25 protein-coding genes and 2 pseudogenes are annotated in these 24,834 nt (G+C 44.6%); 20 read left to right on the plus strand and 7 right to left on the minus strand.

From position 1 onward, the window contains the following. Window positions 1–60: 60 nt before the first annotated feature. The 7 genes and pseudogenes from BLO31_RS22110 to BLO31_RS22140 all read left to right on the plus strand — a co-directional run bounded on the left by BLO31_RS22110 (window position 61) and on the right by BLO31_RS22140 (window position 5,952). Window positions 61–495, plus strand: coding sequence for a hypothetical protein (locus BLO31_RS22110; protein WP_070972039.1), 435 nt, complete (start codon window positions 61–63; stop codon window positions 493–495). After that, complete coding sequence (locus BLO31_RS22115) at window positions 492–1,529, plus strand: hypothetical protein (RefSeq protein ID WP_070972042.1); 1,038 nt, start codon at window positions 492–494, stop codon at window positions 1,527–1,529. Before BLO31_RS22110 ends, BLO31_RS22115 begins: the two co-directional genes overlap by 4 nt. A 425-nt stretch (window positions 1,530–1,954) precedes the next feature. After that, window positions 1,955–3,390: pseudogene (locus BLO31_RS22120) on the plus strand (glyceraldehyde-3-phosphate dehydrogenase). A 216-nt stretch (window positions 3,391–3,606) separates the two neighbouring features. Beyond that, entirely contained in the window at window positions 3,607–3,813 is a 207-nt protein-coding gene (locus BLO31_RS23635; protein ID WP_139159087.1) for a hypothetical protein, read from the plus strand. Next, window positions 3,810–4,991 carry an alpha/beta fold hydrolase gene (locus tag BLO31_RS22130; protein WP_070972048.1) on the plus strand — a complete coding sequence of 394 codons (1,182 nt, stop codon included), beginning with the start codon at window positions 3,810–3,812 and terminating at the stop codon, window positions 4,989–4,991. Before BLO31_RS23635 ends, BLO31_RS22130 begins: the two co-directional genes overlap by 4 nt. A gap of 85 nt (window positions 4,992–5,076) precedes the next feature. Beyond that, window positions 5,077–5,562, plus strand: a complete 486-nt coding sequence (locus tag BLO31_RS22135; protein ID WP_070972052.1) for an acyl-CoA thioesterase — start codon at window positions 5,077–5,079, stop codon at window positions 5,560–5,562. A 144-nt stretch (window positions 5,563–5,706) separates the two neighbouring features. After that, window positions 5,707–5,952 carry a hypothetical protein gene (locus BLO31_RS22140; RefSeq protein WP_070972055.1) on the plus strand — a complete coding sequence of 82 codons (246 nt, stop codon included), beginning with the start codon at window positions 5,707–5,709 and terminating at the stop codon, window positions 5,950–5,952. A 319-nt stretch (window positions 5,953–6,271) separates the two neighbouring features. Here the strand turns inward: BLO31_RS22140 and malG are convergent, their stop codons facing one another. From malG to malE, 3 genes are all read right to left on the minus strand, one after another. After that, window positions 6,272–7,162 (minus strand): maltose ABC transporter permease MalG, encoded by an 891-nt coding sequence (gene malG, locus BLO31_RS22145; protein ID WP_070972058.1) that lies wholly within the window; start codon window positions 7,160–7,162, stop codon window positions 6,272–6,274. Between the two features lie 11 nt (window positions 7,163–7,173). Beyond that, window positions 7,174–8,751, minus strand: coding sequence for a maltose ABC transporter permease MalF (gene malF / locus BLO31_RS22150; protein WP_070972061.1), 1,578 nt, complete (start codon window positions 8,749–8,751; stop codon window positions 7,174–7,176). A 124-nt stretch (window positions 8,752–8,875) separates the two neighbouring features. Further along, complete coding sequence (gene malE, locus BLO31_RS22155) at window positions 8,876–10,057, minus strand: maltose/maltodextrin ABC transporter substrate-binding protein MalE (RefSeq protein WP_070972064.1); 1,182 nt, start codon at window positions 10,055–10,057, stop codon at window positions 8,876–8,878. Between the two features lie 247 nt (window positions 10,058–10,304). On the opposite strand from malE, the gene BLO31_RS23980 reads away from it, so the two are divergent. Further along, window positions 10,305–10,478 (plus strand): hypothetical protein, encoded by a 174-nt coding sequence (locus BLO31_RS23980; protein WP_175443276.1) that lies wholly within the window; start codon window positions 10,305–10,307, stop codon window positions 10,476–10,478. A gap of 294 nt (window positions 10,479–10,772) precedes the next feature. After that, window positions 10,773–11,880, plus strand: a pseudogene (gene malK, locus BLO31_RS22160) (maltose/maltodextrin ABC transporter ATP-binding protein MalK). Window positions 11,881–11,914: 34 nt separating this feature from the next. On the opposite strand, the gene BLO31_RS22165 reads toward malK, so the two are convergent. The 3 genes from BLO31_RS22165 to hutX form a co-directional block, all read right to left on the minus strand. After that, window positions 11,915–12,454 (minus strand): ATP:cob(I)alamin adenosyltransferase, encoded by a 540-nt coding sequence (locus BLO31_RS22165; RefSeq protein WP_070972068.1) that lies wholly within the window; start codon window positions 12,452–12,454, stop codon window positions 11,915–11,917. Between the two features lie 101 nt (window positions 12,455–12,555). Continuing rightward, window positions 12,556–13,086, minus strand: coding sequence for a heme utilization protein HutZ (gene hutZ / locus BLO31_RS22170; protein WP_070972071.1), 531 nt, complete (start codon window positions 13,084–13,086; stop codon window positions 12,556–12,558). A 29-nt stretch (window positions 13,087–13,115) separates the two neighbouring features. Next, window positions 13,116–13,631 (minus strand): heme utilization cystosolic carrier protein HutX, encoded by a 516-nt coding sequence (gene hutX, locus BLO31_RS22175; protein ID WP_070972074.1) that lies wholly within the window; start codon window positions 13,629–13,631, stop codon window positions 13,116–13,118. Between the two features lie 396 nt (window positions 13,632–14,027). Between hutX and BLO31_RS22180 the strand changes: the two genes are divergently transcribed. The 6 genes from BLO31_RS22180 to BLO31_RS22205 are packed head-to-tail and all read left to right on the plus strand — an operon-like array spanning window position 14,028 to window position 18,551. Further along, entirely contained in the window at window positions 14,028–14,765 is a 738-nt protein-coding gene (locus BLO31_RS22180) for an energy transducer TonB (RefSeq protein ID WP_070972077.1), read from the plus strand. A 2-nt stretch (window positions 14,766–14,767) separates the two neighbouring features. Beyond that, window positions 14,768–15,454 carry a MotA/TolQ/ExbB proton channel family protein gene (locus BLO31_RS22185; protein WP_070972080.1) on the plus strand — a complete coding sequence of 229 codons (687 nt, stop codon included), beginning with the start codon at window positions 14,768–14,770 and terminating at the stop codon, window positions 15,452–15,454. Continuing rightward, window positions 15,451–15,873 carry an ExbD/TolR family protein gene (locus BLO31_RS22190; protein WP_070972083.1) on the plus strand — a complete coding sequence of 141 codons (423 nt, stop codon included), beginning with the start codon at window positions 15,451–15,453 and terminating at the stop codon, window positions 15,871–15,873. The genes BLO31_RS22185 and BLO31_RS22190 overlap by 4 nt, the downstream gene beginning before the upstream one ends. A gap of 2 nt (window positions 15,874–15,875) precedes the next feature. Next, on the plus strand, window positions 15,876–16,727 hold the full coding sequence (locus tag BLO31_RS22195; RefSeq protein ID WP_070972086.1) for a heme/hemin ABC transporter substrate-binding protein: 852 nt from the start codon (window positions 15,876–15,878) through the stop codon (window positions 16,725–16,727). Between the two features lie 28 nt (window positions 16,728–16,755). After that, the gene (locus BLO31_RS22200; RefSeq protein ID WP_425425324.1) at window positions 16,756–17,766 is read left to right on the plus strand and encodes a FecCD family ABC transporter permease; all 1,011 of its coding nucleotides are present in this window, start codon (window positions 16,756–16,758) and stop codon (window positions 17,764–17,766) included. Then, complete coding sequence (locus BLO31_RS22205; protein WP_070972091.1) at window positions 17,766–18,551, plus strand: heme ABC transporter ATP-binding protein; 786 nt, start codon at window positions 17,766–17,768, stop codon at window positions 18,549–18,551. Before BLO31_RS22200 ends, BLO31_RS22205 begins: the two co-directional genes overlap by 1 nt. Window positions 18,552–18,599: 48 nt before the next feature. Here the strand turns inward: BLO31_RS22205 and BLO31_RS22210 are convergent, their stop codons facing one another. Further along, entirely contained in the window at window positions 18,600–19,589 is a 990-nt protein-coding gene (locus BLO31_RS22210) for a zinc-dependent alcohol dehydrogenase family protein (RefSeq protein WP_070972094.1), read from the minus strand. 340 nt (window positions 19,590–19,929) lie between these two features. Here BLO31_RS22210 and BLO31_RS22215 point away from each other — a divergent pair, with 340 nt between their 5' ends. From BLO31_RS22215 to BLO31_RS24730, 5 genes are all read left to right on the plus strand, one after another. Then, window positions 19,930–20,853, plus strand: coding sequence for a helix-turn-helix transcriptional regulator (locus tag BLO31_RS22215; protein WP_084659995.1), 924 nt, complete (start codon window positions 19,930–19,932; stop codon window positions 20,851–20,853). Window positions 20,854–20,946: 93 nt separating this feature from the next. Then, on the plus strand, window positions 20,947–21,894 hold the full coding sequence (locus tag BLO31_RS22220) for a helix-turn-helix transcriptional regulator (RefSeq protein WP_245688554.1): 948 nt from the start codon (window positions 20,947–20,949) through the stop codon (window positions 21,892–21,894). 129 nt (window positions 21,895–22,023) lie between these two features. Then, complete coding sequence (locus BLO31_RS22225; RefSeq protein WP_070972100.1) at window positions 22,024–23,991, plus strand: TonB-dependent receptor; 1,968 nt, start codon at window positions 22,024–22,026, stop codon at window positions 23,989–23,991. A gap of 1 nt (window position 23,992) precedes the next feature. Then, window positions 23,993–24,544 carry an MFS transporter gene (locus tag BLO31_RS24725; RefSeq protein ID WP_245688555.1) on the plus strand — a complete coding sequence of 184 codons (552 nt, stop codon included), beginning with the start codon at window positions 23,993–23,995 and terminating at the stop codon, window positions 24,542–24,544. Then, window positions 24,535–24,726: a hypothetical protein gene (locus BLO31_RS24730; protein WP_245688556.1), complete on the plus strand. Its 192-nt coding sequence runs from the start codon at window positions 24,535–24,537 to the stop codon at window positions 24,724–24,726. Before BLO31_RS24725 ends, BLO31_RS24730 begins: the two co-directional genes overlap by 10 nt. Window positions 24,727–24,834: the final 108 nt, after the last annotated feature.

The following is a 24,834-nucleotide window of genomic DNA, read 5'->3' on the forward strand; positions in this document are numbered from 1 at the left end:
GGAACTTTATGCATTGTTTTTTGAATTGACTCAAGGTTAGGACATTTTACCGGAGCAAATTTGTTTAGATTGTTAATCTATTTAGCCCTAATGGGGTTACCAATAACGACGTTGGCGCATCCTTTCCACATTATTACTCTTAATGAGGACTTTGCGACACTTCGCGACAATCAAGCAAAGATGCTTTTTCGCGGCCGATTAGCTCATATCGATGGCCTGCCGACTCTTTTACTCGATCTCCCTCAATCTTCTAAATATCGAGAAGATTTTTACCGTTCACTATTAAAAAAATCGCCTAGCCAAATGAATGCCATTTGGGCCAGACAAAGCTTTTCAGGTAAAGCCAGTGCGCCTGATGAACTGTTAAAAGAAGATGCTCAGCTAATTAAAACCTGGCTCAAACAGCATCCTAACGGCATCGCTTATGTTCCCGACTCTCTTCTCCCTCAAGGTGTGAGAGTTTTGTATACCTTAAACAGCTCAGGAAGCCTATGAAAAGGATTCTACTCATCATCCTGTTTTGCATACCACTTAGCTTAAGTGCGATGCCCAATGACACCAACCTAAGCCTCAGCGGATTTGGTACTTTCTCAGCTGCCAAAACTGACACACACATACCTGTCATACAGAATCGTGAAATCACCGAGGACTTGTGCTTTGATTGCGATTCAACCGTTGGCGCTCAGCTAGTTTGGCAGCCAAACGCCTTTTTTAAGTCAGGTGTCCAAGTGGTTAAGCGACCTGAAGACCATTTTTCAGATCCCGAAATTGAGCGCGCATATGTAGAGGTAATGTGGCAAAACAGTAAGCTAACCGCTGGCCGCCTGAGAGTGCCACTCTTTATGCACTCCGAGTCTTACTTTGTCTCAAGCGGATACCCTTGGCTTAGACTTCCGGCGGAAGTGTACAGCCATACTCTTGGCATTACCTATTACACTGGCGCTTCTTATACCTGGAATGGCAGCATTGGCGACAGCGTTTATTACACTATCTCTCCCTATTTCTCTTTACCTAGAGAAAAAACGGTCAACATGTATCGCCGCAACTTCACATTTAAAGCCGATGGCAGTGTTGGCTTAACCACCGACTTCTATTTCTTAGATCACCAGCTCCACGCCGCTTGGTTGAATACCAATGCCGAGCAATCAGACTTTGGGCCGCCCAGCCGATTTAATCTCCAATTGTTTACACTGGGCACAAGCTTGAATTTCGATCGTTTGAGAGTCGACGCTGAAGTGATCCTTTCTGATGAATTTCACGCCAATTGGTACACGAGCTTAGCTTACAACATAGAGAAGTGGACTCCTTATATCACTTATGGGCAGGGAAGACGTACTAACCAAAGCAATTCCTATTTGGTCGGAACCAGATATGATGTCACCCCTAACATCAACCTAAATTTGGAATGGCAATACTTCCACGGACCCGATCATGTGATCACCAGTCAATTTGCTGTCCCACAAAATCCCGCGAAACCTTTTGTCACCAGTGTTAATCTTTTCTCACTCGGATTAACGTTTACTTTTTAAGTTGGTCTACTGACTTAACTAAAGTTCTTAATTGAAATCGCTTTCACTCATTTCAACGCTTTTGCGATCTTAGTATTTTTAGACACAAAATAAGCGACGACTTTTCAAAAAGTCAATACACCCATCGGCGCGTTTTACGCGATTAAAGTCGCCAAAATATCGCCTAAAGTAGTGTTTTTAACCACAATTAATTTTACTAGCAGAATAAGATATTTAACCTTACAATCCTGTCACATAAAAATTACAACAGCACTACAGCGATAGCAGAGCTTGTATTTTAGGGTATTGTAAGAGTTTACAAGACAGCTCCCCTTGTCTTTCCATCTCTGAAAATAGTCTTCAAACAATTGTTTCGCCTATCGATAATCCTCTGCCACCTACCCTAGCAGAGTCAGCCCCCAAAACGTGAAAGGTACTAATTAACAATGAGTCCTGAGAAACACCTACTCGACTGGCAAACCAGCCAAACGATTGCAGAAACCGTTTCCCCTATTTTAGGTCAGTTGTACAGAGAGAAAGGCGTCGAAGTCATCCTCTTTGGAAAAACCTTAGTTAACGCCGCCACCATCGACATTATAAAAACACACCGACTGGCTCGACATTACACTGGAACCCCCCTTACCACAGACCAAACCTTACCGTTAATCAAAGCGTTAGCAGATATGGAACTGTCACCATGTCGCATCGATGTAGGGCAACTCGCCCACGCTTTTTGGCAAAATCGAGATGACGACCACGGTGTTAAAGACTTCTTGCATACCTCTTTGCTAGGAGCAATGAACGGCCAAACAGTGGATACGCCAAAAGATGTCGTATTATATGGATTTGGCCGTATTGGTCGTCTTCTCACGCGCCTTTTAGTAGAAAAAAGTGGCCCCGGATACCCTCTTCGACTTCGAGCTATTGTGGTTCGCGGCGGTAAAAAAGGGGATTTGGAAAAACGCGCAAGCTTATTGAGACGCGATTCTGTCCACGGCCAATTTAACGGAAGCATCATTGTTGATGAAGAACGCAAAGCCATCATTGCCAACGGAAACTACATCCAGATCATCTATGCGAACAAGCCAGAAGACATTGATTACACAGATTACGGCATCAAAGACGCGCTGATCGTAGACAACACTGGAGTATGGCGCGACAGCGAAGGTTTGAGCCAGCATATCGCGTGTAATGGTGCCGCCAAAGCTTTGCTAACAGCACCTGGCAAAGGTGATATCAAAAATGTGGTATTTGGTGTTAATGAATCGGTCATTCAGCCTGAAGATACCATTATTTCGGCAGCAAGCTGTACCACTAATGCCATCACGCCAGTTCTAAAAGCTGTCAATGACAAGTACGGGATCACCTCTGGCCACATTGAGACCGTTCACTCCTTTACCAATGACCAAAACCTCATTGATAATTTCCATTCGGGCGAGCGCCGAGGTCGCAGTGCTTCTCTCAACATGGTACTCACTTCAACCGGAGCGGCAAAAGCGGTTGCAAAAGCCTTCCAGAACTCGCGGGTAAACTGACGGGGAATGCCATTCGCGTCCCAACACCAAATGTTTCTATGGCGGTTGCCAATCTGAACTTAGAGTCAGGGACCAGTAAAGAAGAGCTAAACACATACTTGCGCGATATGGCCCTGACCTCAGAACTTTCAGCTCAAATCGATTACACCGATTCGACAGAAGTCGTTTCCAGTGACCTAGTCGGCTCTCGTTTTGCGGGAGTGGTCGATGGCGCAGCCACCATTGCACAGGACAATCGTTGCGTGTTGTACATTTGGTACGACAACGAGTTTGGCTACAGTTGCCAAGTGGTCCACTGTATGGAACAAATGATGGGCGTAAGGTACAAGACTTACCCTCATAAATAGATTACGACTCCACAACAACGAATATGCGGGTTTCGCTCTCTCGTCTCAGGCGCAATACGTAATATTCGAACTATAATAATGATTCACCCCCTTTTGCCGTTTAGATTTCTAAACGGCTTTTTTCTTGCCAGTAAACGTCTGGGCCCCCTCGGTTCATATTTGGTTCATCTTCTATGCGCTAGTTTTGTACTTTGCCAATTACTAGGTAAGACAAATATGAAAAAACTTCTCATCGCCGTGTCAGCAATTTTTATGGCAGCGTTCGCCTTCGCTTTTAGCCTTATAATGATAGTCCCAGTAACTCTGCTAGCGTGGTTGGCCCAGCGAAAAGCGCGTAAACACTTTTATGCTTATCAAGCGGCTCAGCCCCATGTCATTGATGGAGAATGGGAAGAGGTTTCCCGTTCAAATCACTCCAGATGAAATCACTGTCAAAAATATTACCGATACTGGTTATTGCAGCGACCTTAACGACACTCGGGTGCAGTGCAGAAATTGAAGCCCCAGAGTATTCTGCGTCAGCTTCCTTGCCCAGCTATCAGCAAGACACTTTCGCACAATACCGATCAGATACTATTACTTGGTTACGCGAGAACAGACTCGCTATAAGTGACGATCCAGAATCAGAGCTACTTCTCAATGCCCCTAGGGAATTTGTTCCCACAAGCCCAAATGGCAGCGCGGTTTTACTGGCACACGGCCTAGGGGATTCCCCATACTCTTTTATCGATATAGGGACAAACTTAGCCCAAAACGGCTACCTTGTTCGCACTATATTGCTCAGCGGTCACGGTAGTAAAGTGGGTGACTTACAATTAGCGACTTTAGAAGATTGGCAAGCAACCGTAGCTCATCATACAAAACTTCTTAAACGCGATTACAAAAACGTCTGGCTTGGAGGCTACTCCACTGGTGCAAACTTGGTTTCAACAATTGCCCTTAGTGATCCTTCCATCCAAGGGTTACTGCTCTTTTCGCCTGCATTTGAACCTAGCTCCTCACTAGTGAGTTTAGCGCCATACGCACAGTGGATTTTTAACTGGGCAGATCAAGATCCTGAAGATAATCCGTTGAGATACAACTCACTGCCAATGAATGCGGCGGCCGCTTATTATCAAAGTTCTGTAGAGGTTCGAAAAGCACTTTGTGACGTTGGAGAATATGAAAAACCTGTCTTTATCACGATGAGTGAAGGAGACGGTGTAATCGACCAAAAATATGTGCTCGACAAGTTCAACTCGGTATTCACGCACCGGTCCAACTATCTGATGTGGTTGGGAGATGCATCAATAAAAGATAAGCGAGCCCACTCATACACCATGAACCTACCAAAGAAGCGGATTTCCAACGGTTCACACATGGGACTGTTGTTTTCACCAGAAAATCCTCTCTATGGTGAAACAGGCGAACTTACCATTTGTTCCAATGGACAAGGTGAAGAAAAACAAAAACAGTGTGAAGACGGCGAAGATGTCTGGTATTCAGCATGGGGTTATACAGAAGAAAACAAGATACACGCTAGGCTGACTTATAACCCTTACTTCAAGCAAATGATGAAAGGCATCTACACGGTAATGGAAGCTAAATCGTTAAATAACTAAAACGCCTCACTTTCGCTAGACTTAAGAGACTAACTGGTTAAATATTTGTTATTAACTCTAATAACAATGAAAGAAGGATTGGCCTATGAGTTCTGGTCAAAGAGATATTACCTTGCGTTTTCTCGCTGAACCCGGCGATGTGAATTTTGGTGGTAAAGTGCACGGTGGCGCAGCAATGAAGTGGATAGATTTGGCAGCCTATGCCTGCGCTGCTGCTTGGAGTGGCAAGTACTGTATTACTGCCTATGCTGGCGGTATACGTTTTGTTGCACCTATTCACGTTGGGAACCTTGTAGAAGTCAGCGCTAAAGTGATTTATACCGGTAACTCTTCTATGCATATCGCTATAGATGTTCAAGCAAGCGACCCCAAAGTATTAGAAAACAAACTCACCACTCACTGTATCGTTATCATGGTGGCAGTCGATGAAAATGGGCAACCGAGTTCTGTTCCTGAATGGGTGCCCGTTACCAATGAAGATATTGAACTGAGAGATTCTGCCATTCGCCTTATGAAGATGAGAAAACAGATAGGCGAAGAAATGGAAGCGCATGTTAAATATCTAAAGTAGTTTGTCTATCCACTCTTAAGGGGGCATCGGCCCTCTTTTTTGTGACCCTTGTTCAATTGGTCAAACCTCAATTGAGATTGTCATCTTTGTTTCATTTTTGTCTGATTAAATGCGGCCATTGAAAATTTAACGCAGGCCGGTTAGGTGCAAATCAGCGATACCAAGTTAAGTGAGAACACTCTGAACAACCCTAAATCCGTTGAGTATCAATGGGTTCGAGCGCTTTATGTGGAAGGGTACAAAAGTTCAGAAATCAATCACTATATTCAAACTTGTTTTGGCGGAGACGACGTTTTTGCAGACCTATTTAGAAAGGTCGCCATGTCAGAAGAAAGCATCTATGTTCTATTGCAATACCTTGGTTGCGCACCTTCAAATCGCGAGTTGTAGCTTATAAAATAGCAACCACTTGCAATTTTCACTTCTTGTTACATTTCTTTTTGAATCACCACTCGCAGACTTGTTCGAGTAACATTTGCGACCTCGTTGATAAAACTATAATGAAACTCAGCAATATGGAAATAAAAAAGCCTGGGTGGCCCCAGGCTTTGGTTACAAAAACTGTTAGTTTCTGGATAGTAAGGAATCTAAGCTAACAGCCAGCTATGCGTAACGCCAGATTGCTTTCTTCTTAACTGATCGGCGGCCAAACCAAAACTGTTAAGCAGAAGAACAAAAGAGGCGACCGTATAGGTCGCCTTTCTTATTATTATCCTTTCACACCGCCAGCAGTTAATCCTCCGACTAACCAGCGTTGCGCAAGTAAGAATACAACCGTAATTGGCAATGCAGATAAAACCGCTGCGGCAGCAAAATCACCCCATAAATAATTCTGCGGGTAAAGGTATTGCTGCATACCGACCGCTAGTGTGTATGAATTTACATCAGAAAGCAACAAAGATGCGACGGGAACTTCACCTACGGTTGCAATAAAGGACAGGATAAATACCACCGCTAAAATGGGTACCGACAGCGGCAACAGCACGAGCCTAAAGGCCTGCCATGGTGTTGCTCCGTCTAGTGCGGCCGCTTCTTCCAGCGAATTATCTATGGTTTCAAAATATCCTTTTATTGTCCAAACGTGCAGCGCAATGCCTCCTAAGTAGGCAAAAATCAATCCGCCATGGGTATTGAGTCCTAAAAATGGAATGTACTGGCCAAGCTTGTCAAACAAAGCATAAATCGCCACTAATGCCAAAACTGCAGGGAACATTTGAAAAATCATCATCGCTTTTAAGATGGTGTTCTTCCCTTTGAAACGCATTCGAGCAAATGCATAAGCCGATGTGGTTGATAACGCAACAATAAGCACAGAAGTAATGGTTGCCACTTTCACGGAGTTCCACAACCAAGTCATTACAGGGAACGGAGGAGGCGTCACGCTGCCGTCTGCGTGCTCAACCGAAATGCCCAATGCGAGCTTCCAGTGATCCAACGACGGGTTTTCTGGGATAATAGACCCTGTAGCAAAGTTACCTTCACGAAAGGATATTGCTATTACCATTAGCAGTGGGAATAGAATCGCCGCCAAGAACAACCACATGCAGATGTGAGCAGCCCAAACGCGATACTTCATAGATTTACCTTGTACCATAGCCATATTGAGCCTCCTTAGTCCTGAGATAATTTAGTGAAACGCAAGTTAACCAAGGCTAATGCACCTACAAGTAGGAAAATTAACGTGGCAATAGCACTGGCAAGGCCAAAATCTTGTCCACCAGCGCCTTCAAATGCAATGCGGAACGTGTAACTTACCAGTAAATCGGTATAGCCTGCCGGCTCTGAGGTGCCAATCATATTCGGCCCGCCTTTAGTCAGCAGTTGGATAAGTACAAAGTTATTAAAATTGAATGCAAAGCTGGCAATCAACAGTGGCGTTAATGGCTTTATCATCAGAGGCATAGTGATGCGCGTGAAGTTTTGCACAAAGTTTGCGCCATCTATGGCAGACGCTTCGTAAAGATCGTCGGGTATCGCTTTAAGCAACCCCATACAAAGAATCATCATGTAAGGGAAACCGAGCCACGTATTCACTATCAAAACCATAGACTTAGCCATCACTGGGTCTGAGAACCAAGCGGGACTAAGACCAAACAGCGCATTGAGTACCATGTTTATCTCACCAAAGCTCTGGTTAAACAGGCCTTTAAAGATCAAGATTGAGATAAAGGCAGGAACCGCATAAGGAAGGATGAGTAGCACTCGATATATAGAACGACCTCTTAACGCTTGCCATTGCACCAAGCTAGCGAGCACTAATCCAATTACGCCAGTGAAGATAACGGTTAATACAGAGAAGATGATGGTCCATATGAAGATACTGACAAAAGGTTCTTTAATTCCTTCGTCTTTCCATACTCGCTCAAAGTTCTCCGTTCCAATACCGACCACAAATCCTGGGGAAATGGTATCACCCACAAACTCGCCTTTCGCGTCGACTGGCTGGTAAAAGCCCTTATCCATGTTGGGACGAAGTAGCTCACCAGTTTCGTTGTTTTTCAGTGTCTTTCCATCTTGTTGCAGAGTGAAAAGTGGGACTACTGCGGCAAATTTGCGCAGGCCACTCATGCGAATGTCTTCGCCATCGGGTAGATGGAGATCGACAGCACCAATCTCGGCTCTGTTCTTCACTATGGTTTTGATCGGCTCTTTACTGCCTTCAACTTGTTCAACAGGAGATAAATCTAAGTCACCAATTGTCGATAGTTGCTCTAGTTGAAAGGTGTCTGTTACATAAAGCTGCTGATCTTTTTCTATCGCAATTTTGTAGCCGTTATCAGTATTAAAGAGGTTAAACGAGTAACTATCACCGCTTTGGTAAGTTCGATCCAATAAAACGGTTTGCGCTCGTTCTAATGAAAGTTGGTTTTTTGCACTGAAGTTTGTGAACGATAGGCCAATGGTGTAAGCGAGAGGGAAGATGATAAACAGAATCATCCCTGCGATGCCCGGATAGATGTAGCGATGCGCGTAAGTTTTCTTACTTCCAAATATATAAAGCGCCAACGCGGTGAGGAAAATGGTAAGCATGGCAAAAGCAAGCTCACCACGTGAATACATTAAGATCGAAGCGTAACCATTTACCAGCCCCACAGCGGACAATACCGACCACTTGATAAATGTTTTCTTACTCGACGGCAAGCTTGTTGCTGGAGATGTCATAGCACCTGAACCCTGAACTGACTGCATATTAAACCTGCTAGCGAATTTGCAAAAGTTGTTCAAACCAGAAGAAGTCACCTTCTCCCGAAAAATATTGAGGCTGCCCTATCAAGGGATGGACAGCCTCGTCACTAAATAGGCCGACCAGCCGCTATTTAGTCATCTGTTTTTCAGCATCTGCCAGTGCAGAATCCACTGATTGTCGTCCATCAACAATGTTGATGATTGCATTTTTAGCGCTGCTCCAAAATGCGTTCATCTGAGGAATATTCGGCATAATTTCGCCATTCATCGCGTTGTCCATCGTAGCCGCAATACGCGCATCAGATCCTAGCTCTTGCTGGAACGAAGTCAGTGCAACAGCACCAAGCGGTTTGTCGTCGTTGACCTTGCGAAGACCATCGTTAGTTAGAAGGTAGTTCTCGATAAACTCGATCGCCAAATCTTTGTTAGGTGATGCCGTGCTAATACCAGCAGAAAGCACGCCTACGAATGGTTTTGAAGATTGACCATTAAACTTAGGTAATGTGGTTACACCGTAATTAATACCAGATGTTTCAATATTGCCCCAAGACCAAGGGCCATTGATGGTCATTGCGGTTTTACCTTGATTAAACGCCGATTCAGAGACTGAGTAATCCATATCTGATGAAATCACGCCTTTTTCTACCAGAGATTTAACGAAGTTCATCGCGTCTTTTACACCATCATTAGAAATACCAGCGTCTTTAACATCGTAACCATCGGTACCGTATTTAAATGCGTAACCGCCATCTGCCGCCATGAGGGGCCAAGTGAAATACGGTTCTTTTAGGTTCCACATAATGGCCGATTTGCCCTCTTTTTGAAGCTCTTTGTGGATCGCTTCAACTTCTTCCCAAGATTTAGGTGGTGTTGGTACAAGATCTTTGTTGTAAATAAGAGACAACGACTCAACTGCGACTGGGTAGCCTATAAGTTTTCCTTTGTAAGTGACGGCGTCCCAAGCAAAATCTACAATCCCTTCTTTTACTTCTTTTGAAGGTTTGATTTCAGCGAGAAGACCAGCTTCAGCGTAACCGCCAAAGCGGTCATGAGCCCAAAAAACAATATCTGGACCATCACCCGTCGCCGCGACTTGCGGATAGCGGTCTTGTAAACCGTCGGGGTGAGCAACCGTTACCTTAATACCTGTATCTTCTTCGAACTGTTTACCCACTTCGGCCAGTCCGTTGTAACCTTTGTCGCCATTGATCCAAATTGTTAGTTGGCCTTCTTCGATAGCAGCATTCGCACCAAAAGAGCCAAGAGCAACTAGAGTACCTAGCGCCATAGTGCTAAGGGCGTTTTTCATGTTCCATATCCTTTTTATATTTGTGTGTAGGGTAAACCAGAAGGTTTTACCGTATTTCGACATCTATGATGAGTTAAAACGGGGCCGCTCTCATCCTCCTACTCTCTACGCCCCTACCATTATGGCGTATTTTCGTGATCCTAATCGTTAGGTCTAGAGACGGGGATCACAGTTAAGTTGGTTTTTGTGAACGAGCTAACTTAGCTGTTGTGTAATACTTTGAACTGGATCCATTGATACTGCCTTTATGCTTACTGCCCTACTCCCTTACTACTCCCCCCATAAAAAAGTCGTTCAGGATGATGTTGAGCAGACGGTAAATAGCCAAACTAAGCCCAACAGAGACAAACCCTTTCCAGTCGTTCATGTTGGGCGCACTGGCTTACAAGGCCGCCTTATTGGTGTGTTAGCCACTCGATAAAACGCAGTTTTTAATTGCGAGGGAGATTGTCAGCGGCTAGCGGGGATACACCGTATAAGCTTGGCGTTGAAATGGGTGTGACAAATTGGCTGGATCACCCATTTTTCTTTATTTGATATAACATGCGGTTAGTGCCACGATACGCTTATCGCATCTAGATGGTGTTGCTCATAGGGTGAAATGAACGCGAACAGAGCAACAGTTGTTACTTCTGCCTATTCCTACTATTACCGCCACCATGATAACTTTTACAATCGGCAGTAATATAATAAAAAATGATCGAGGACGAGCTAAATGGCGAGTGTCACGTTAAAAAACGTATGTAAAGCATATGGTGACGTTTTGATTTCCAAAAACGTAGACCTAGAAATTCAAGAAGGTGAATTTGTCGTGTTCGTCGGCCCATCAGGCTGTGGCAAATCGACATTACTACGCTGTATAGCGGGTTTAGAAGATATTACATCTGGCGATCTCTACATTGGCGAACAGCGAATGAATGATATCGAACCTTCCCAACGAGGGGTGGGAATGGTCTTTCAATCTTATGCCCTCTATCCCCATCTAAACCTTTACGACAACATGTCTTTTGGTATGAAACTCGCCAAAGCAGAAAAATCAGAAATCGATCAACGTGTTGAACACGCCGCAGATATATTGCAGCTCACACACCTTCTAGATAGACAGCCCAAAGCCTATCGGGTGGTCAGCGTCAGCGTGTTGCAATCGGTCGAACTTTGGTTTCACAACCCAATGTGTTTTTGTTAGATGAGCCCCTATCAAACCTCGATGCAGCGTTGCGCGTGCAAATGCGCTCTGAGATCACTAAACTGCAACGCAAGCTTGGCTGCACCATGATTTACGTCACTCACGATCAGGTTGAGGCCATGACCATGGCGGATAAGATTGTCGTGTTGGACGCCGGTTTTGTTTCTCAAGTTGGCAAACCCTTAGAACTTTATCACTACCCTCAAAACCGATTTGTGGCGGGCTTTATTGGTTCGCCAAAAATGAACTTTATGAGTGTGTTTATCGATGAGGTAGAAGCAGAGCGCGTCAAAGTTCAGCTATCAAATGGCACATCGTTTTGGGTACCGGTTAGTGGCGCGACCGTGACACGCGGCGAGCGCATGTCTCTGGGCGTACGCCCTGAACACCTTCTCCCCGCAGAAGAAGCGATGCCGTGATTGAGGGCGAAGTCATGATCGTTGAGAAGCTGGGCAATGAAACTCAAGTCTACATGCACTTTGAAGCTGCCGATGCAGACCTCATCTACCGCCAACCCGACACACTAGCGGTGGAAGTCGGCGATAAGTTGTCTATCGGTATTCCTGCCCACCGCTGTCACTTGTTTCACAGTGATGGCCCCGCATGCCAAAGGCTATACAAAGAAAACGGCGTATAGATTAAATCAAACCCCAGCTAAGCTGGGGTTGTTTCTATTTGCGCTTTGGCATTGGATAACTCTTTGTCACAAACTCAACTTCACGGGTATGAGTTACGCGGTTGGTATAAGAGGCCAAGGTGTAGAGCACATTGGCCAAAAGGTTGGCATATCTAAACAATATCGGAGCAGGATTTTTCTTGCCCGCATGCTCGACCGCCACCAATGCTCGCACCACTTTTTTAGCTTGTGTTCGGCACAAGTGCAACTCGCCGGCCACTGGGTGCCCGCCAGGTAAAACAAAGCCTTGAAACCCTCCTCCCAGAAGAGCTTTCATCTCATCATAGTCAGACTTAAGCTCATCTAATGTCTCTTCCTCGATGGCCAATTTTCCACGTACAGAACCGTTAAGATGATAGACATTTGGCTGCATTCGACTAAGAATATCTCTCACTTTTGGGTCTAGCTCCATGGTGAGTACTAATCCAATACGAGTACAGAGTTCATCGGCGGCAATTTCAAAATCACATACCGGGCTTTCTTCATATATAAAAGGGTAACAAATCTCGCCGATATCCTTGCTTACTGGCTTCATGGCTCTCTCGTGGGGTTGCTAAGCCTTGATATCCAACCAGAAAATCAAGGCAATAAGATGGGATAGTAATGAGTTGACTACCCGGGGAAAATTCTGTCGTATTAGTCTTGGCTTAGTTTTCGATGTCCTTGCTCAAGATGAATAAAGTCGACCATATCATCTCCAGAGACTTGATAGGCTTGTCCAAACCCCTTCACAAAAAGACCGCGCTCCGCACTAAAGTTAAACAAGATAAAATCTTCAAGCTGACTAAGCCCATCAATGATATCTCCAAAACGGTCCCTCATTTGACCAATGGTGGTATGCCATTGCTCAGTATCTCTTTCCACAATGGTCGCAACAGCGTCAAAGGTTAGCCGCTTACGCGCAAATAGTTGTTTGGCGGTGTCTTCATCTTCGATCAACATTATCGACGCATATGGGTTAATTTGAAGATTTCGAGCATGACGGGCCAATTCAGAGATCAAAACAAAAAAACCGTTTTGATTTTGAACAAAAGGAGCGTAACTGACATTGGGACGTCCATCTTCGTCTACTGTTGCCAGTTGTATCGTTTTGCGTTCGTGGCGAAACTCTTTTATTTCAGGCTCCAATCGCCCCTGTAACCGCTCTTGTTTAACCTCTTGTTCCATTGGTGACTCCTACTTTCTTGGGAATTTTATTATTTAAAATTATTTTGCATGTTTTTAAAGCGTTCTACTTGCTGAGGAATAAGCCGGCGCTGTTCATCACGGCCTAGATAGACTTTAAAAATATTGTTTCCGAGTGGACAAAAAAATCCAAAATAATGGCTTTCTCGCCCCATAAAGGGCTTAGAGACAAAAGCGATATTGGCGATATTGTCGATATTGTCGAGTTTAAGATGGCCGTGTAATTCACCATGCTCACCCATGAGATTGTAATAACCACGAGCTATCTTACCGCGTGGAAATGAGGCTTTTACTTCAAAGATAGAACCAAATGAATGAACAATCGTCGTTACGGGGCCAAAATCTGCTAACGTTTCTAGTATGTGTTGAGCATGACTGCCATCTATTGTCGTAACCATATGACTGGGTAAATGCGCAACGAGTAGATATTCACTCACACTTAACTTTTCTGCCATCTCCACCGGGAGCAACTTAGGCTCACTTTCTAAAAGTTCGGCGACTTGGTTTTTTAGGTTATCCGTGTTCATTACAATAAAACTACTCCATATTAAGAATTTTCCCGCTTCAATACTCAAACGTTTCTGTAGCGGCCGATTCTCTAACCCCAATCTACATCAGGCATTATGTGCTACTAGCTCTAGATTAACAGCTGCCAATCAATATAGCACTTCACAATTATGAAAAGGGTAGCACGTATAGTTTGCCATACAGCATAAAGACAAGATTCTTAATCTAAACCGAAACGGGATGCTTCAATTCACTCTAACCAATTGAAGTCATTAGCTTCGCGTCAGATATAGATAAGACGAAAAGGATCTTAAAATGAGTGTAATGATAATGCAATTGATAATTGATCTTGTTTGCAGAGTGCGTAATAATCCACGCCCAAAGTAACCAGATTTCATAATTGGAGTTAGGGAAAGGTGAATTTAAAAAGGTACGCGGTCGCAGGTGGAGTATCGTTAGCGTTGCATGCCGCCCTTGTGTTTATCTTCGACGAAGAAGACATAATTTCCGTATCGACCGGTGCGGAATCTAAAGTTGTATCTGTTAGTTTTGTTACAAAGGCACAAGCTGCACCATCCCAACCAGAGCCAGTGGTAGAGCAAACCGTTCAAGAGCCGCCACCTGTTGAACCACCACCACCAAAACCAAAAATTGAAAAACCAGTTCCCAAACCGAAGCCAAAGCCTAAACCTAAACCTAAACCTAAGCCTAAGCCGGAACCGGTTAAGAAAAAGCCAGAGCCCAAGCCGCCTGAACCGAAAAAAGAGCCGGTAAAAAAACAGGAAGAGGTCACTGAAAAAAAAGTCGACGCCGAAAAACAAATTGATAGCAAAGAGCAAGTCGTTGTTGCACAGGTAACACAAGGCGCAACGGATAAACCAACACTTGTTCAACCGACTTACCTAAAACGTACCAAAATCAATTACCCAAAAAGGGCAATTCGACGTGGTATGGAAGGTAAAGCTGAATTTGAAGTTTGGTTAGACGAAGACGGTAAGCAGATTAAACAAATACTTATTACCTCATCTGGACATAAAATTTTAGATAGAGCCGCACTTAAGACTCTTAAAAAGTGGAAGTTTTCTCCACTAACACGCGGTGGAAAGAAAGTCGCATCCCGGGTCATAGTCCCCGTTGATTTTAAATTGGAATAGTCATGGAACAACTAAACGAAATTCAAGAACAACTTGGCCTAATGGCATGGCCACTCATCATCTGCTCAGCACTTACTGCCATGATAATCATAGAAAGGCTGTTTCAGGTAGTGATCAGCTTGGGCGTGGGTAGAAAAGCGGTACGAGCAGAACTTAACCACATCTCACCAACAGATCGCGTTTCTATAGAACGTTTGGCAGACGAATTAGCACCAAGACGCCCACTTCTATATAAAGGCGTTGCTATGGTTCTTGCTCACCACAATTTTGACAAAGCGTTAAGAGAAGACGCGGCTGGAATGTGGCTACAAGAAAAAAGACACCAGTTAAACTCGGGGTTACGCCTATTAACGCTCATCGGTGTTTTAAGCCCACTCATCGGCCTATTGGGTACGGTATTGGGTTTGATTGAGATGTTTAAAGGTGTCGCTGCATCAACAGGTAACATCACACCTAACGACCTCGCTGATGGTTTAGGACTGGCGATGCGCACAACGGCGGCAGGCCTACTTATTGCGCTACCTGCAATTGCTGGAGCACAGCTATTAGGGCTATGGGCAGACAAAGTGATGGCCAAACTTGAGCACACGTTAAACTATGTAAACTTGTGGCTTGAAGGTGTCGCAGTTTCTGACAAGTTAACTGACAAAACTACTTCACATGCACAGCCTGTTGAGGCTACATCATGATCAAGTCTCCCCAAGACAGTAACCGCTTAGGTTTGACTCCAGACCTAACGCCGTTACTCGACATCATTTTTATCGTGATGGTATTTTTGATGCTTACTGCGGCGGTCAAGCTTGAGTCTTTAGAAGTGGATTTGCCCGCCGCGGAGTCGGAGTCTGTATCGGAAGTAGACAAAAAGTCGATTACCATCAATATCCTTGAGGAAAAACCTCACTGGGCCATAGATGGTAGGCAATACATCGACTGGGAAAACTTTAAAATTGCCCTGATTGAGCAACATAAAAGTGAAAAACATCCCATTGTAATCGGTGCAGATAAGACGGCTGATATTCAATATCTGGTCAAACTAATGGCATTTTTACAAGAAAACGGCATACAAGCGACACAACTTCTTACTGAGGAACCAACTAAGGAGCCTTAACTATGTTGAAAACAACTAAGTTGCTCGCCATATGGGCGCTATCGATTACACTGATCAGTTTGCCTACCTTTGCAAACGAGCGAATCGTTAGTGCGGGTAGCGCCGTTACTGAACTACTTGTCGCACTAGGTGCTCAAGACAAACTTGTAGCTGTCGATGTAACTAGCCAACTTCCCTCTGGGTTAGAGCTTCCGAAAGTTGGCTATCACCGTCGCCTATCTGCCGAAGGCCTACTTGTACTTCAACCGACGCGTTTAATCGGCTCTGATGAGATGGGGCCAGACGCGGCTCTCAATCAACTGAAATCCGCTGGCATAAACGTTGATGTCGTAAACACATTAGCAACACCTGAAGGTTTGCTAGAACGCATCGACGATATTGCGCGCATACTTGATTCAAGCCAAAAAGCAAAAACACTCAAAGCGAACGTTGAAGGAAAGTTGGCTCAATTGAGCGCCAAAGCGCCTTCAGAATCAGAGAAGAAAAAAGTTCTTTTTTTGTTGATTCACGAAGGGCGACCTGCAAATGTAGCGGGAAGCGATACAACGCCCAACGCGATTATCGAACTTGCAGGCGGGTTAAACCCTGCAGCTAGTGCTCTAAAATCGTACAAACCTTTATCGGCGGAAGCGATTATTGAGATGCAACCCGATGTTGTTCTAGTGAGTGGTCGTAGCCATGAAAAACTCGGTGGAGCAGAAGCGATTATCCAAGCGTTGCCAGTTTTAGCAGCAACACCAGCGGGTCAAAACAAGAGCGTCATTACTATTGATGGTCACGCCCTAGTAGGTGGCTTGGGCCTAAAAAGTCTTCAAGAGGCAGAGCGCTTAATCAGTTGCTGTACTGAGGATTAAGCCCGTGCAACAACGTCTCCCCCTCCCTATTGCGCTGTTGATATTTTCATCAGCGCTTTTTGTTATTTCAATCAGTTCAGTCACCGTAGGTCCAATGAACATCAGTTTTAGTCAAAGTCTGCAAAGTCTGGTGTTCAAATCTGAAGAGATCGCTTCGCATATCAATATGGTCATCCACGAGATACGCTTTCCTCGCACTCTATTGTGCATCCTAGTGGGCGCCATCCTCGCGATTTGCGGTACCGTTATGCAAGGTTTGTTTCGCAACCCACTTGCTGAACCGGGTATTATAGGTGTTTCGGCAGGCGCTGCACTCGGGGCAGCGTTTGCGATTGTTTTATACGGTCGGTTCTCACATTTTCTTCCTGAGCTTGTCGAAGTTTTGGCGGTTCCACTCTTTGCCTTTATTGGTGGCACTGTTACAACCATACTTGTCTATCGGCTGGGAACCGGAAAAATGGGGACATCGGTGACTGTCATGTTGCTTGCAGGTGTCGCTATTAGTGCCCTGTCGGGTGCAGGTATTGGTTACATGAATTTCGTCGCCGATGACCAAATGCTTCGTGATCTCACTCTTTGGTCCATGGGTTCGCTTGCAGGCGCAAACACCGCGGCCATAATAATGTGCCTAATCACCTTTTGCATTTTGCTCGCTGTCTTTTGGCGTAAATCCATGGCCCTTAATGCTCTACTATTAGGGGAGTCTGAAGCGGCGCACTTAGGCATTCCCGTTGAGAAGCTAAAAAGGCAACTCATTCTAGTTACTGCCGCTGGTGTAGGTATTACCGTCAGCGTGTGTGGAATGATTGGATTTGTCGGTTTGGTTATCCCTCATCTAGGACGATTGCTTTGTGGGCCAGATCACCGCGCTCTTATCCCTGTATCCGCATTACTTGGTGCTTTGCTATTAACCGGCGCTGATATGTTTGCTCGTGTTGCGGTTGCTCCAGCAGAATTACCTGTTGGCATTGTTACCGCATTAATCGGCGCTCCTTTCTTCCTCTATCTTCTGTTTCAACAAAGAGGGCGAATTCTGTAATGACTCAAACAGCAATCTCCGGACAAAACATCACCGTTGAATTTGGCAATCGAACAGTATTGAACAACATCGATATTTCTTTGCGCTGTGGAGAAGTTACGGCTTTGCTTGGCCCTAATGGTGCAGGTAAAAGTACATTGCTTAAAGTGTTGTGCAACGATATAGAAAGTAAGACAAAGATAACGTATTTCAATCGAAATCGAGAAAAGTGGAGTAAACAAGATCTCGCGTTACACCTCGGGATCTTACCCCAGCACAGTACACTCACTTTTCCTTTTTTAGCGCATGAAGTCGTCGAATTAGGTGGAATTCCACTCAAGCTCAGTCAAAAAGAGTTAGTTGAAAAAGCGCGTTATTACATGGAAAAAACCGACGTTCTTCACTTAAAGAAACGCTTATATCCATCGCTTTCTGGAGGGGAAAAACAACGTTTACACCTTGCGCGTGTACTATTACAACTAGACCAATCTGGCGACAAAAAAATATTGATGTTAGACGAACCCACATCCGCCTTAGATCTCGCCCATCAGCACAATACGCTACGGCTGGCAAGGCAAGCCGCAGACCTTGAAAATACGGCAGTTGTTGTCGTTCTCCACGATCTTAATCTCGCGTCGCAATATTCAGACAGAATGGTGATCTTACACAATGGTAAACTGGTCTGTGATGCCACCCCAGAGCAAGCTTTGAAAAGCGACCTTATAGAAAAGGTGTACGGATACCCTTCACTCATTTCGCCGCATCCAACATTAGGCTTTCCAATGGTATTACCCGCAAACACTTAAAATCATTCTAAACCAGCTCTACACGTTCCTCGCTGCTGGTTTGGGTTCTTACTCTACACTTAAAATCACTTTTCCGTTTAACTTTCCGGCACTTGATTCAACAAGCTTTAGCGCGTCTTGAAACTGGCTTAACGGATAACGGCGTCCAACATTTAGCTCAATTCCATGGGTAAGAAAGTGTTCTAACATCTCAATAAATCCGTTACGGCGCTCTGCTCTTCCCACTTTTTCTTCCCAATAACGCAAGAAGAAGGTGCTAAAGCTTAAATTCTTATGTTCGACTTTTTTAAAAAATTCCGTGCCATATGTGCTTAAAGAAAGCGTGCCATAGTTGATAAACCTTCCCTTGCTACACAAGCAATCGGCTAATCTCTCGCCATCAACGCCACCTATGGCGTCAAAAGCCACATTTGGGGCCGGAATTTCACCTTTCTCGATTCGGTAAGAGAGATCGTCACTAGAACTAATGACATGATTTGCTTGATAGGGATAGTCCCTCTCTTGTGACGTAACAACAATTAAGGTGTAACCCAGCGAAGCGGAGAGCTGGGCAAAGATCTTTCCTATGGCGGAACTACCAGCATTGATGACCACGACATCGCGCGCGGTTAATCTTGCGATTTTAGTGGTAAGTACCCAAGCCGTTAAAGCATTGATATACAACTGACATGCGTAACCATCGGTTACAAACTCAGGGACACCAAAAAGGTTATCTGGTGAAACATCGATATATTTTTGCCAAGTACCGCCTGTTGCAACCACTACTCGGCTGCCTTTCTTCCACTTGGGGCAATTGGACTCCTGCACTCTTCCAACCGCTTCAAAACCCGGTGTTCGAGGAGGTTGGTGACAGTGTTTGTACTGACCGACACCATAAATAGACAACAGGTCACTAGGGTTTATGTTGGCAGCTTCAATTTGCACCCTAACCAGCCCTTCTTCCAGCGGTGCTAATGGCAACCTTACAAGCGACAAGACGTCTTTAGGTTGACCAAAACTCTGTTGAATAACTCTAGTGTTTTTTAGCATATCTGACATTCGTTCACTCTAGTGGTAGCTGTTGGCGACAAACATTCTTCATCTTTTGTTTAACGACAAAGCGCCATTTGATATTGAAATTACAACAGATTTTAACTTAACCATCTTACTGGTTAAGGTGAAAACTTTGCAATGGTCAGCGAAACACAATGTTTACTGCTTCATTAATTCTGCTCTGCATCGATAATCACTCAAATCCGGTTTTCCAAACCCCAAAATCATTTCTAAATTGAGCAGCCACCGATTCGAATACCCTGCAAAATATTCAGCAAATAAATACAAATAAAACACTGCATGCATTTGAGCGCTAGGCCATCACCTAAGGAAGTAGCTCACACCTATGGAACTCAACGACCCACACCTATCCGACCTTGCGTCCAGCCAAACTCTTGTCGATGTAAACCAAGTCGGCCTTGGGTGCCATATTCGCCATCTACGTTTTCATCACGTCTATGAACTAGCAGCAAATCAAGTCGAAACCACTTCTAGTATTGAGCTAATTTACCTGATTAAAGGTAATTCGGTGACGTGGCAACAAGCAAATGGCAGCGTTGTTAAAGTACTAGAGGGCCAGTCTGTTTTAACCCTTAATGGTGACCACGGTTACGGGCGTTTATTAAGCAAAGGTGGAGAACTAATACATATCACTTTTCAATGCTCGAACTTGGAAAAAATTCGCCAGCGTTTAACATCGAATTGCTCATTGGCTTCAATTGGGAACAACGCCTCAAACAATGCAATCGTTATGAATCCATGTTCCAACTCTTCCTCACTACTGGAACAGATTCGAGAGTGCTGCCACTCCTCTGCCATCGACTTCAGCATGGAACTGCTTGCTGCTTCAAAAGCGTATCAGTGTTTGTCGCTACTTTTGCAAAAACCTACCCAATGCTGCTTGCAAGAAACGTCTGAGTGTCAATTGACTCCTCGCACAATCAGTAAGGTAAAAAATGCACACAATTTGATTACCCATAACCCAAGCGGTAACTGGTGCATCAAATCGTTGTGTCAAGCGGTGGGCACAAATGAAACGAGCCTAAAGCAAGGTTTTAAATCCTTGTTTAACACCACCTTTTCTAAACATTTACAGAAAACACGCATGGAGATAGCGGCGAGAAACTTAAGGATGGGAAATGAACCCGTGACGGACATCGTTTTAAAAGTGGGATACTCTAGCCCATCTCATTTTTCTAAGCTGTTCAAACAACAATATGGGTTAAACCCTCTTCAATATCGCAAACAGGCGCTGATTTCTTATCGCTAAATCAATCAACGTTTATAAGTTCAACACTGCATCAGGTATAGATCTATAGACTTAACAATAGCTAATTGATAATCTTTCTCATTTGAATGAGTATTGATTTTAGCGGTTATGGCCTACTACCAAATTCCTTTTGACCTTGAACTTGTAGAAGCTTCAGTCCAATCCGATGGTGAAATTAAATTTAGCCATCGAGAATGTGAATTTTCGCTGCGCTCAAATGTGGTCAGTGAAGAGATGGTTTTAAGCTATTTCGCTGGTCGCTTCCCGTCACCAACTGAACTTGCTTCGGCAAGTCCCGATCCATTTGACGAAGTGACAGTGATGATGAACTTGGGAAACGCCGTCTACTACCAAATTGACAGTCTAAGAACGCCTCGCGTGCTGCCCTCTATGGCGATTTCTTTATGTTACTCCGACACCAGAAATGGCATCTGTCGCTATCAGCCCAAGCATACCCAATTGTTATCAGTGCAAATCCCCAGAACCGTATTTGTAGCTTTGATGGAAGCTATGGATTTGGGAGAAAGCGTGATGCCTCTGTTAAATCGACAAGAACCCTTTATGTGGATGAAACAGGCCACACCGGCGCTTTATCAGATGGCGGTAAAATTATCGCAGAACAACAACCCACATTGCATCGTCCAAAGACACCTCGCTCATATCTTTGTCAATGACACAATGCGCTATATCGTGGATTCTAACCGCCTGAAGAAGCTCGATAACCATCACGTATTTGAAAAAGCGATCGCAATTTTAAACCATGAGTTCGCTCAGCCTCCTACTATTGCTCAGTTGGCGAGAAGAGTCGGCACCAATGAAACTTCACTTAAACATTGGTTTAAAAAAGAGTTAGACACCACTGTTCATCAGTATTTGATTCAACAACGCATATCGAAAGCCATTGAGCTAATCACACACCACGACTTTTCGATCTCTCATATCGCACAAGAAGTCGGTTATTCCAATCACGGTCATTTTGCTGCCGCGTTCAAAAAAGAGCTCGGATGTACCCCTTCCTTTTATTCCAACCAGTTTAGGTAACTCGCTAAGGTTGGTCGTTCAGCTTTTGGTAAAAATGTCGTTTACGGCCATTTTTATGTCTGATGTCGTTAGCGCATTAATCTGTGCCCACGCATGATACCCATCGATTTTAACTTCAGGGAACTAACAATGTATAAAAAAAGGTTTACCCCCACTGCTATTGCATGCGCCACTTCTTTACTTACTGTTTCTTCTGCATACGCTAACGATCCTTCACCGCTCGACACCGTAACTGTTGTGGCGAGTAAGCAAGGTATTAACCTACAAAACATCGATAGTTCGGTGGAGGTAAAAACCGCTGACGAACTCGAAAAAGCCGGAGTCAGCAGTGTAGAAGACTTGCAAAAAGTGTTTCCCGGCCTAGTGATCCAAACCCGTGGTAGCCGACTTTACTCCAACACCACGATTAGAGGCATCAGCTCTCCAGATTACTATTCGCCAACCATCTCGGTCTATGTCGATGGCGTAAAGCAAGACAGCGCTTTTTTAACCCAACAACTTATCAATGTTAAGCAAGTTGAGTTATTAAAGGGCCCACAGGGCACCTTGTACGGTGGCAACGCACAAGGTGCGATCATCAATATCGTTACAAACAAAGCGAGTGAAAACAAAGCCTCTGCCAGAGTGACCTATAGCAGTACAAATCAAACCCTAGATGCATCAGCCACAGGACAACTAAGTGAATCCGTGTTTGCTGACATTAATCTAAGAGCGCTTAAAGACGAAGGATTTATCGACCACCTTCCTTCAAATACCAAAGACGCAAACGACACACGAGAAACAAGCGCCAGTGCACGACTTCACTTTAGGCCAAGTGGCGGACCATTTACCGCCTCTCTCGCCATCGCGACAGACAAACTTGATAGTCATGAAGAGTGGTACTTAACCGAGTCAGACTACAACAAAAAGCAAACCAGTATGCCGATTCCAGAGTTAGAGCGCCGTGTAAACACTTACGCTTTGACTTTAGGCTACGATTTCGGAGCATCGGAACTAACCAGCATCACCGCTTGGCAAAATAGAAATGTCTATCGCAACTATATCGGCGGTATATGGCATGAAGATCAAGACACTTTCAGTCAAGAACTAAGGCTTAACAGTCAAGTCACTGAAAACCTTAACACGGTTGTCGGTGCCTACTACGAAACCAAAGCATTCAAAGGCAACGCAAGTGGTGCCATTAACGACAAAAAAGACACCAGTATTGCTTTGTTTGGACAAGCGCTTTACGCACTAACTAACAATCTCGATTTCACTCTAGGTCTTAGGGCGGAAAGGCTAAAAGCCGAGTCTGATTATTCGGGTAATCCCGCTTGGCGAATCAGTGCTTACAATGTCGAAAAGAGCGAAAGTGTGCTTTCCCCAAAGGTATCTCTTGGTTGGCAAGCATCTTCTAATACGCGCTTGTTTGCGTCTATTACAAGTGGTCACCGCCCTGGCGGCTTTAATACGGTACCCAGAAGTGATCTAGACAGCAGAGGCTATGATTCGGAGAACTCGGTTAACGGCGAACTGGGCTGGCGAACTACGAACACCGATAACAGCTTCCAGTTCTCTGGTGCACTATATTGGATTAAAACCGATGATGTTCAGCTCTATACGGGAAATATTGGCAGTCAGGCGTTAGGGAATCACGGAGAAGCTGTTTCTAAGGGTTTGGAACTTGATATCGCTTACTATCCAACTGATGACTTGTTGCTGTCATTAGGCGCTACTTTTGGGCAATCTGAATTTGACTCGGCTGAAACGGGGTTAGAAGGGAAAACACTGCCTTACGCACCAGACACCACCTTGGTGGGTGCCATTGAGTACTATTTACCTACAGAAGTACTGGGCGGGGAGTGGTCTCTTGGTAGCTACGCAAGATACAACTCTCGAATCTACTTTGACGAGAGAAATACACTTTCTCAGCCAGAGTATACGCTCGTTGATCTCGCTTTGACCTATCAATACGATGACCGAGTAACCGTAAAGCTATTTAGCAACAATGTCACAGACGAAAGTTACAAAACGTACTCTTATGCAAGCCAGATGGGGACTATGAGCAACTATGCTAACGGTCGCGAGTTTGGTATCAAGGTAAACTTGGATTGGTAATATGTTTGAAAAAGCAGTAACCGCGCCAAAGTTACCTTTGCGCCACACCCTGTTAATAATGGCAGGCGTGTATACGATTCAAAGCGTGATTGGTATGTTTACACTGCAGGGGATCCCTGCAGTGTTGCGTTCCGAGGGAGTCTCTACCTATTCTATCGGTTTGTTTTACGTCGCTATGTTGCCTTGGGCATTAAAGTTTGCATGGTCGCCAATCGTAGAACGTTATCGAAAACGAAGTAACTACTACTCTGCGCACGGCCACATTATTCTATCAGCACAAGCCCTGATTTTGCTTACCTTGTTAGGCTTGTACTTTATGTCTATAAACCACAGTTTTTTCACCCTTTTTTGCACTATCTTGCTATTGGCACTCTGCTCGACTTTCGCCGATATCACGACTGATGGATTAGCGGTGGATAGGCTGACCCACAACAATCGACGTTATGGAAATATCATGCAGGTGGGTGGTAGCTACGTTGCGCGACTATTGGTGGCGGCCTATTTATATACAGCTATGGGATCTGGGGGTGGGAAAGCGCCATCTTGTTATTGATACTCACCGTTGCTGTTTTCACTTTGCCTACTGCGGTTTTACTTCGCAAGCGCGTTCAACCTTCTCCAGAGCAAAAACAGGAGTTTCCGTCTGTTGTCAAAGCACTCAAAAACCCAACAGTATTGCTAGGTCTAGCGTTAACTTTTGTTAGCTATTGGGCACTAGAAGTATGCTATCAATGATGATGCCCTTTCTCGTCGACAAAGGTGTTCAACTTGAGTCTCTCGGGCTTTTGATTGCCGGCAGTGGCGTTGTTACTGGCTTATTGGGTGTAGCCTAAGTGGATGGGT

Source organism: Vibrio sonorensis (genome assembly GCF_001854765.1).
In the GTDB taxonomy this organism is placed as follows: domain Bacteria; phylum Pseudomonadota; class Gammaproteobacteria; order Enterobacterales; family Vibrionaceae; genus Vibrio; species Vibrio sonorensis.